5 protein-coding genes and 1 pseudogene are annotated in these 6,652 nt (G+C 57.4%); 1 reads left to right on the top strand and 5 read right to left on the bottom strand.

The genetic code is table 11. From position 1 onward, the window contains the following. Positions 1-125: 125 nt before the first annotated feature. Positions 126-392, bottom strand: a complete 267-nt coding sequence (locus ALO64_RS19870) for a YebG family protein (protein WP_044343649.1) — start codon at positions 390-392, stop codon at positions 126-128. A 428-nt stretch (positions 393-820) separates the two neighbouring features. Here ALO64_RS19870 and ALO64_RS19865 point away from each other — a divergent pair, with 428 nt between their 5' ends. Further along, entirely contained in the window at positions 821-1,309 is a 489-nt protein-coding gene (locus ALO64_RS19865; protein WP_002552228.1) for a phosphate-starvation-inducible protein PsiE, read from the top strand. Between the two features lie 59 nt (positions 1,310-1,368). Here ALO64_RS19865 and ALO64_RS24705 read toward each other — a convergent pair whose 3' ends face one another. The 4 genes and pseudogenes from ALO64_RS24705 to fecA all read right to left on the bottom strand — a co-directional run bounded on the left by ALO64_RS24705 (position 1,369) and on the right by fecA (position 6,360). Continuing rightward, the gene (locus tag ALO64_RS24705; RefSeq protein WP_002552229.1) at positions 1,369-1,701 is read right to left on the bottom strand and encodes a YXWGXW repeat-containing protein; all 333 of its coding nucleotides are present in this window, start codon (positions 1,699-1,701) and stop codon (positions 1,369-1,371) included. A gap of 340 nt (positions 1,702-2,041) precedes the next feature. Further along, positions 2,042-2,379, bottom strand: a pseudogene (locus ALO64_RS19855) (DUF3509 domain-containing protein). A 929-nt stretch (positions 2,380-3,308) separates the two neighbouring features. After that, positions 3,309-3,737, bottom strand: a complete 429-nt coding sequence (locus tag ALO64_RS19845; RefSeq protein ID WP_002552231.1) for an HPF/RaiA family ribosome-associated protein — start codon at positions 3,735-3,737, stop codon at positions 3,309-3,311. A gap of 274 nt (positions 3,738-4,011) precedes the next feature. Beyond that, positions 4,012-6,360 carry a TonB-dependent Fe(3+) dicitrate receptor FecA gene (gene fecA / locus ALO64_RS19840; protein WP_044343648.1) on the bottom strand — a complete coding sequence of 783 codons (2,349 nt, stop codon included), beginning with the start codon at positions 6,358-6,360 and terminating at the stop codon, positions 4,012-4,014. Positions 6,361-6,652: the final 292 nt, after the last annotated feature.

Raw genomic sequence — 6,652 nt, 5'->3', positions numbered from 1 at the left:
TTGTCTACACCCTCTTAGGTGAGCTGCACTATTGAGTTGTAGCAGCAATGCGGGCAGTTGCCCAGTTATTAAATGAGAATGATTAGCGAACCCCTCCGGATGAGGGGGCGCAGTGCAGAACGCAATCAGCCTTCTGACTCGGCAGGCTCCGACAGCTCACTGAGTGCAGTCGCGTTGTTTTTGAAGGCGGCGGCAAAGACGGCGCGATTTTCCGCCATGTAGATACTCGCATCCTCTGCATGCTTCTCCGAGATGCCCGGCACGTTCTTGATCAGGACGTCGGTGAGAAGCTCGGCCAGCTCGAGCATTTGATCGTGCGCATCGGCGAGTTTACGGTCCACGAAAGTAGTCTCCAGATCGCGGGTGCTGCGGTAAAGGGTTTCAACAGCCATTTTGGCCTCGTCGTGTTATCCAGTGTTGAAAGGGGCTAGACCCGGACGTTCAGCGCTTCACGCTCTGACCAGCGGGTATGCAAAAGCAGTGATCCTGCAAGACCAGCATGCCGGTCAGGTGTAGCGGGGCGCTGCATGCATATCCAAATGAGGGTCTGCATGAAGGCCGCTCTCCGACGCATCGGCGTTGAAGGTGATTTCTTGATTGCTGTGTTTTTATACAGTAAAAAGGCTGCACCAATCAACCCCTCTCTGAATAGTGGCGTTTAAGCATCTTTTTTGCGCCGCAAATGTGCCTTGTGACAACCCGTCGCGCTCTCAACCATAGCCTATGGCCCTGTTCCTGCTTTAAAAAGCAGGCCACAAAGGTGTCACGAGTACCCGGCATCATCCGGTCGGCATAAACGAAGGTTCAGAGGTAGAGCGTCATGGGAAACAAATGGGCAGTAAAGATAAGACACCGCGTGCATGGCCAGGCCGAGTCACTGGGTAATCTCTGCGTCGAGAGCTTTCACTTTCTGGCGCTGTTCGCGATTGGCGCGATCACTGCCTGGGCGTCAGTGGTTGCGTTCCTGGGCATGGTCGAGAAAGGCAACGTCACGGTCGATGACATCCTGCTGCTGTTCATCTACCTGGAACTGGGGGCAATGACCGGGATTTATTTCAAGACCAACCACATGCCCGTGCGCTTCCTGATCTACGTTGCGATCACTGCACTGACCCGCCTGCTGATTTCCGACGTGTCCCACCACAACCCGCCGGACATCGGCATCATCTACCTGTGTGGCGGCATTCTGCTGCTGGCGTTTGCAATTCTGGTGGTGCGCTACGCGTCTTACAAATACCCGTCGGCGAAGATTCCCGATTCGTCCAGCGCGGTCAAAGGCGCGGTGACGGAGGAGAAGGGCGAGATCTGATCGAGACACCGGCGGCATCGGTGATCGATGCCGCCAGCGTGTTGCATGGAAGTCGCTTGTCAGTTAAGCCACACACCGGCATGCCAGTGCCAGCCGTCTCCGGCGCTTTCCCAGTGCGGATGCACGTAGTGGTAGCCAGGTCGTTCCGCCTCCCAGTGACCATGAACCGGCACGAAACGCTGCCCGTTCCAGTGCCAGTAACCGCGCGCCCAGATGTAGCCGGGACGAGGCGCCGGTTCCACTTCGATTACCCGCTCAGGGGGTGGTTGCGGCGCGATGACTTCTTCGACGTATTCATGATGTACGTGTGGTCGCTCATGGACTACCCGCTCCTCGACACAGCCTGACGCTATCGCAAGTGATGCGATCAATACCCCATACCTTAAGAACATGTTGCCTCCTCGGAATCATCCGCAGGTGCAGTGGCGCTGAACGCAGTGCCCAGTCGCTCGAATGTTTCTGCGCAAGAGTTGTTGTATCAGGATGTATCTGTACTTTTGCTGAAGAGGCGGGAGGGATATTGATGGCGAATTGCCCGATTTTTCAGGCGTTGCAAGCTGCTTCAAGGGGGGGGAGGCGAGTATGGTTTTTTTTTTGAAATTGGCGACCAGGCGACCGCGATATACGCTGCTGAAGATACTCAGTGAATGTATCTGATAAAAAACGGCATCAATAAATTCCATACCGATTCAGCGCCATCTAAGGCACTGAACCGGAAGAAGAGACCCCCCGTCAAACCCCGGCATTCACCGCAGCCTGACTCTGCGACCACAGACCATTGGCCGGACCGGGTGTCTTTTTCAGCGTGGCACCGTCGGTCATCGCTGCAAGAATCTTGATCGCGCTTTCGCCACGCTCGATGGCGATGCCGAATTGCACGCTTTCTATAAGCTTGCGCAGGCGTTGCGGGTCATTGCGTTGCGTTGCGCTGCGCTGATCAGACGCTTGGCAACGACTCCGCATTCGTTGGACAGGGTCAGCATGATGCTGCCGTCCAGCCCTTGAATGCTCAGATTCACCCGATAGTCGGGGTGAAAAGTATCCGTGATCATCTGAAAAGGATTGTCCATATCATTCACCTGCTAAATGGTCTGCATAAGTTGACCGGGTAATAGTCCTTTTGGTTCTCGACGACTGATCAGCGGTTGCGTTACTACTTCGCTTGCTGCTGACAGGTTTGCTGTCGTCTTTCGCGTTGATGAGAGGTGTCGTTTAAGACGCTTTAACGCACCCACGGCGTGAGTCCGCGCCTGGAGGTGGCCGTCCTGATGGCCAGCCCCGTAGCGCGTACTACAGGACACTGCATGGTTCGGGCCATATTGCAGGGGTGATGCGCGAGAGGCCGCTGAACGGGAGCCCATTGCAGTTGCTTCACGGCTTACTCTGCTGCAATGCGAACCGGTCGATCCGGCCGGCAAACGTGCTCTCGAAAAGGGGAGGAGAACACTTCCCGGATATGGCCTGCTCCTTTCGCGAATGCAGTTTGCGTACGACTTTTTTGAGTGATTGTCTGACACTCCGACAACCGAATCCTGGCGTCAAAGATTCGTAAAGACGGGGCGAAACCGTACTCGCCTGCTGTCCAGGTCCTGACGTTGACCGTCTTGCTGCAGAGCGGCGGGATGAGTGTTGAACGCTTGTCGGCATGAAGGGCTGAGCCGACTGCTCATGTAGGCGAGCGGCTTGATTTTTTGCTCGCCGATGGCTGTCAGATGCAGGGCTCGGGCTGCCCGGTGCTGAATGTTAAATTCGATGGACGGCAGCCGGCGATCGAGATGGCTGCGAGGCGAGCGATGGTGCAAGGTGGCCAAAGCTGTGCAGCGAGCATTTGTGGTGCGCATTGATTGGGGCACAACTGTGTGTAGGGCACGCTGGTCGACAGATTGTCGTAGTACGTGGAGCGCTGCGCTTGCCCACTCATGGGGAACAATGCATGGCAAGCAAAAAGGGCGAACCGCTGCCGGTTCGCCCTTTTTTTGCAAAACGTGTCAGTGGAACATCAGGTCAGACGAGCGGCTTCTTTCTCCTGCTCTTTTTCCAGAAATTCTTCTTCGAGCAGCGCGTCCGGGCTGACCGGATCTTCATCCTGTTCGGCGATAATCGGTGCGGCACCTCGTTTGCCGCGCAGCTTGCCAAACAGATGCTCGAGGGCGTGATCGAGTTTTACAGCAGCGCCATCCACAGCCTGATCTACCGTATCGGCCTTGTGGGAAACAGAAATAGGTTGGTGTCCTTTGGGGCGAGCTTCCATCTGGCACTTGATGTCGTGCGGGCCAGGCTTGTCGCCGTTTTCGTCGCGGATGTGGACTTCCACGCGGGTCAGGTTTTCATCGTAGTGTTCGAGCGTGCTTTCAACGGTGGTACGAACCCACTCCTCCAGTCGGATACTGCTTTCGATGTGATTATCGCTATTGACCTGGATTTGCATAGTTAATCCTTATTAGGGCTTGCTCGTGCGAGGCTGGACTACGTGATTCCTTGCGGAATCGATTTCGTTTGCGCTCATTCACAGTGTTGGCGGCAATGGCCTGACAATTCAACCCCAATATGTAAGAAATATTTCGCAGCAAAAAATGGCCGCCCTGATTCAAGGCTGAGAATCAGGAGCGGACGCAGAGCGTCCAGAACGGCATCCCCACGCGGAGCGTGAGGAACGAGAGGTATCCGGGAGAACACTTCTCTCACGCTCTGGCGTCCTGGAACTAGAATGCGACTGACGTCTGTACGTACACCGTGCGCGGTTCGCCGACGTATTTGCCACGGTTGTTGTCGTCGAACGAGCGGGTGTAGTACTGGCGGTTGAAGATGTTCTTCATCCCGACCGCTACGTTGAGGTCCGACAATTGCGGGCCGAAATCGTAGTTGGCGCGGGTGCTGAACAGCATGTACCCAGGGATCTTGCCAGTGCTGCCGTCGGCACTCTCAGCCGCTGTGTTGGCGTTGTCGGCGAACTGGTCGCTCTGGAAAGAACTGTCAAAATTCAGCTTCCACGGCCCTTCGGTGTAGCTGACGCCCATCGTTCCTTTGTGTTTTGACGAGAACGGCACACGGTTGCCTTTGTTCGGGCCGTCTTCACGGATTGTCGCGTCAACGAAAGCGTAGCTCGCGTAGACATCGTAACCGGCCAATACCGGGCTCAGGCCTTCCAGCGCATAGTTGACGATGGTCTCGATCCCCTGATGACGAGTCTCGCCGCGTGCAATCACGGTGTCGTTGGTCTGATTGCTGTCGTACTGGTTATCGAAGTTGATCAGGAATGCACCGATCTCGGCTCGCAGGTTGCCGTTGTCATAGCGCGTGCCGAGCTCCCAGGTGCGGGCTTTTTCCGGTTTGACTTCATCGCCGGTAACGCGGTTAGGCATCTGGCTGTACTGCACGCTGCCGAACGAGCCTTCGGTGTTGGCGTACAGGTTCCAGGTGTCGGTGAGGTGGTAAAGCACATTCAGCGCTGGCAGTGCGGTGCTGTAGTCGCCTTGATAGCGGGCGTTGGTCAGATTGTTGTTCTGCGCGGTGTCGATCATCTCGTAGCGAACGCCGGGCGTGATGGTCCACTTGCCGATGTCGATACGGTCATCAATGTAGAACGCATGCGCTTCAGTCGCGCCGCGGGTGTCACGGTCGTTGCGGCTGGCGGTAGTCGGCAGGTTGCCGGTCACCGGTTCGCGATAGCGCAGTTCGTGACCCGCTTCGTTGACGTAGCGGTAGCCGACGCCCACTTCATGCCAGGTCTCGCCCAGTGCAAAGCCTTGCGAGAAGCGCGTTTCCAGACCGCGTACCCAATATTCGCGGGGCGACAGGGAAACGAAGCTGCCCTGATCCAGATAGCCGCTGCGCAAGGTTTTGGTGAAGAACGTGTTGGCGGTGAAGACGCGGGCATCCTCTTCATAGCGGTAGCCGAAGTTGAACATGGTGCGACGGCCCCAGAACTTGTCCTTCAGACGCGTCGACTGGTACGGATCGGCATCGTAATCCCTGACGTTCAGGCCGCCGGGCATCTGCGCTTCGCCATCGTAATACTGCGCCATGGCATTGAGGCTGTTGGCTTCGTCGATCTGGTATTTGCCCTTGAGAATCAAGTCGTCGATCTGGGTATCGCTGTGCTCGCGCCAGTCACCGCCACGTACGCCGGAATACAGAATCGCGCCGCCCAGACCATTGTCCGCCGTGCCGCCTGCCAGCAGGTTGCCGGTGGTCTTGAAGCCATCGTGGCTGGACGACGGGCTGGTTTCGGTCTGTATGCCGCCTTTGAGGGTGGGTGCGTCAGGGATGGCACGGGTCACGAAATTGACGATACCGCCCACGTTCTGCGGGCCGTAACGCACAGCACCACCGCCACGCACCACGTCGACCGCGTCCATGTTGCCCATGCTGATCGGCGCGAAGGACAGCTGCGGCTGACCGTAAGGTGCGAACGGCACCGGGATGCCGTCCATCAATACGGTGGAGCGTGACGCCAGACGCGGGTTGAGGCCACGAATGCCGAAGTTAAGCGCCATGTCGTGGCTGCCGGTGCCGTTGTTGTCCGGGGCATTGACGCCCGGGATGCGATTGAGCACTTCACGCGCCGAGGTTGCGCCGACACGCTCGAATTCTTCACGACGGATCACATCACGTGCGCCGGGGTGTTCGAAAACGTTGGTCTGCTGCGCGGCACCCAGCCAGTCGCCGACCACGGTGGACACACCCAGCTCGATAGGCGCGCCAGCGGCGTTGGCCTGCTGCAGGGTAAAGCCATTATTGCCGTCGGCCAAGGCCTGCAGCCCGGTGCCTTCGAGCAACGCATTGAGGCCCTGCTCGGGCGTGTACTGACCTTCCAGGCCGCGGCTCTTCAGGCCGCTGGTGATTTGCGAACCGTAGGAAATCAACACGCCGGACTCTCGACCGAACTGGCTCAGCGCAGCTTCAAGCTCGCTTGGCGCAATGTGATACGCCTTGGGTGCCACCTCGGCAGCCTGCGCCATCGACAGACTGCCGACCGAAAGGCTGGCACCGAAAATGACATGGCGCAACGTACGCACCAGCGGTGAAAGTTGAGTAGGGCGGGCTGACATGCAGGAGTCCTTTGACCGGAAGGTTGAGAAATGCTTTCCCTGTCTGTCACGCGAGCAACAGAAAACGGCTCACGGGTTTTGAAATTATTTTTTCCGGGTTTGATTATCGTACCCGCGCCTCGCGTGGTGATGCGTTTGGCGACCCCCGGATCAGTGACAGGGCGAAGGAACCCGACGAAGTCGGGCCGGAAACAGGGGCGAGGGGCTTTGGTTACTTTGGCCCCTTCAAAGTAACTCGCCGAGGGGCGAAAAGGTGACTTGAGTCGAGCCGAAATCTCACTGAATCGCAGAA

Origin of the sequence: Pseudomonas meliae (genome assembly GCF_001400515.1) — a bacterium.
Taxonomy (GTDB): domain Bacteria; phylum Pseudomonadota; class Gammaproteobacteria; order Pseudomonadales; family Pseudomonadaceae; genus Aquipseudomonas; species Aquipseudomonas amygdali.
Note: the sequence above shows the minus strand (reverse complement) of the source record. Positions and strands in the feature narration are given on the sequence as shown.

Excerpts from the sequence above, each read along its gene's own strand:
- ALO64_RS19870 (WP_044343649.1), bottom strand. The coding sequence starts at position 392 with ATGGCTGTTGAAACCCTTTACCGCAGCACCCGCGATCTGGAGACTACT.
- ALO64_RS19865 (WP_002552228.1), top strand. The coding sequence starts at position 821 with ATGGGAAACAAATGGGCAGTAAAGATAAGACACCGCGTGCATGGCCAG.
- ALO64_RS24705 (WP_002552229.1), bottom strand. The coding sequence starts at position 1,701 with ATGTTCTTAAGGTATGGGGTATTGATCGCATCACTTGCGATAGCGTCA.
- ALO64_RS19845 (WP_002552231.1), bottom strand. The coding sequence starts at position 3,737 with ATGCAAATCCAGGTCAATAGCGATAATCACATCGAAAGCAGTATCCGA.
- fecA (WP_044343648.1), bottom strand. The coding sequence starts at position 6,360 with ATGTCAGCCCGCCCTACTCAACTTTCACCGCTGGTGCGTACGTTGCGC.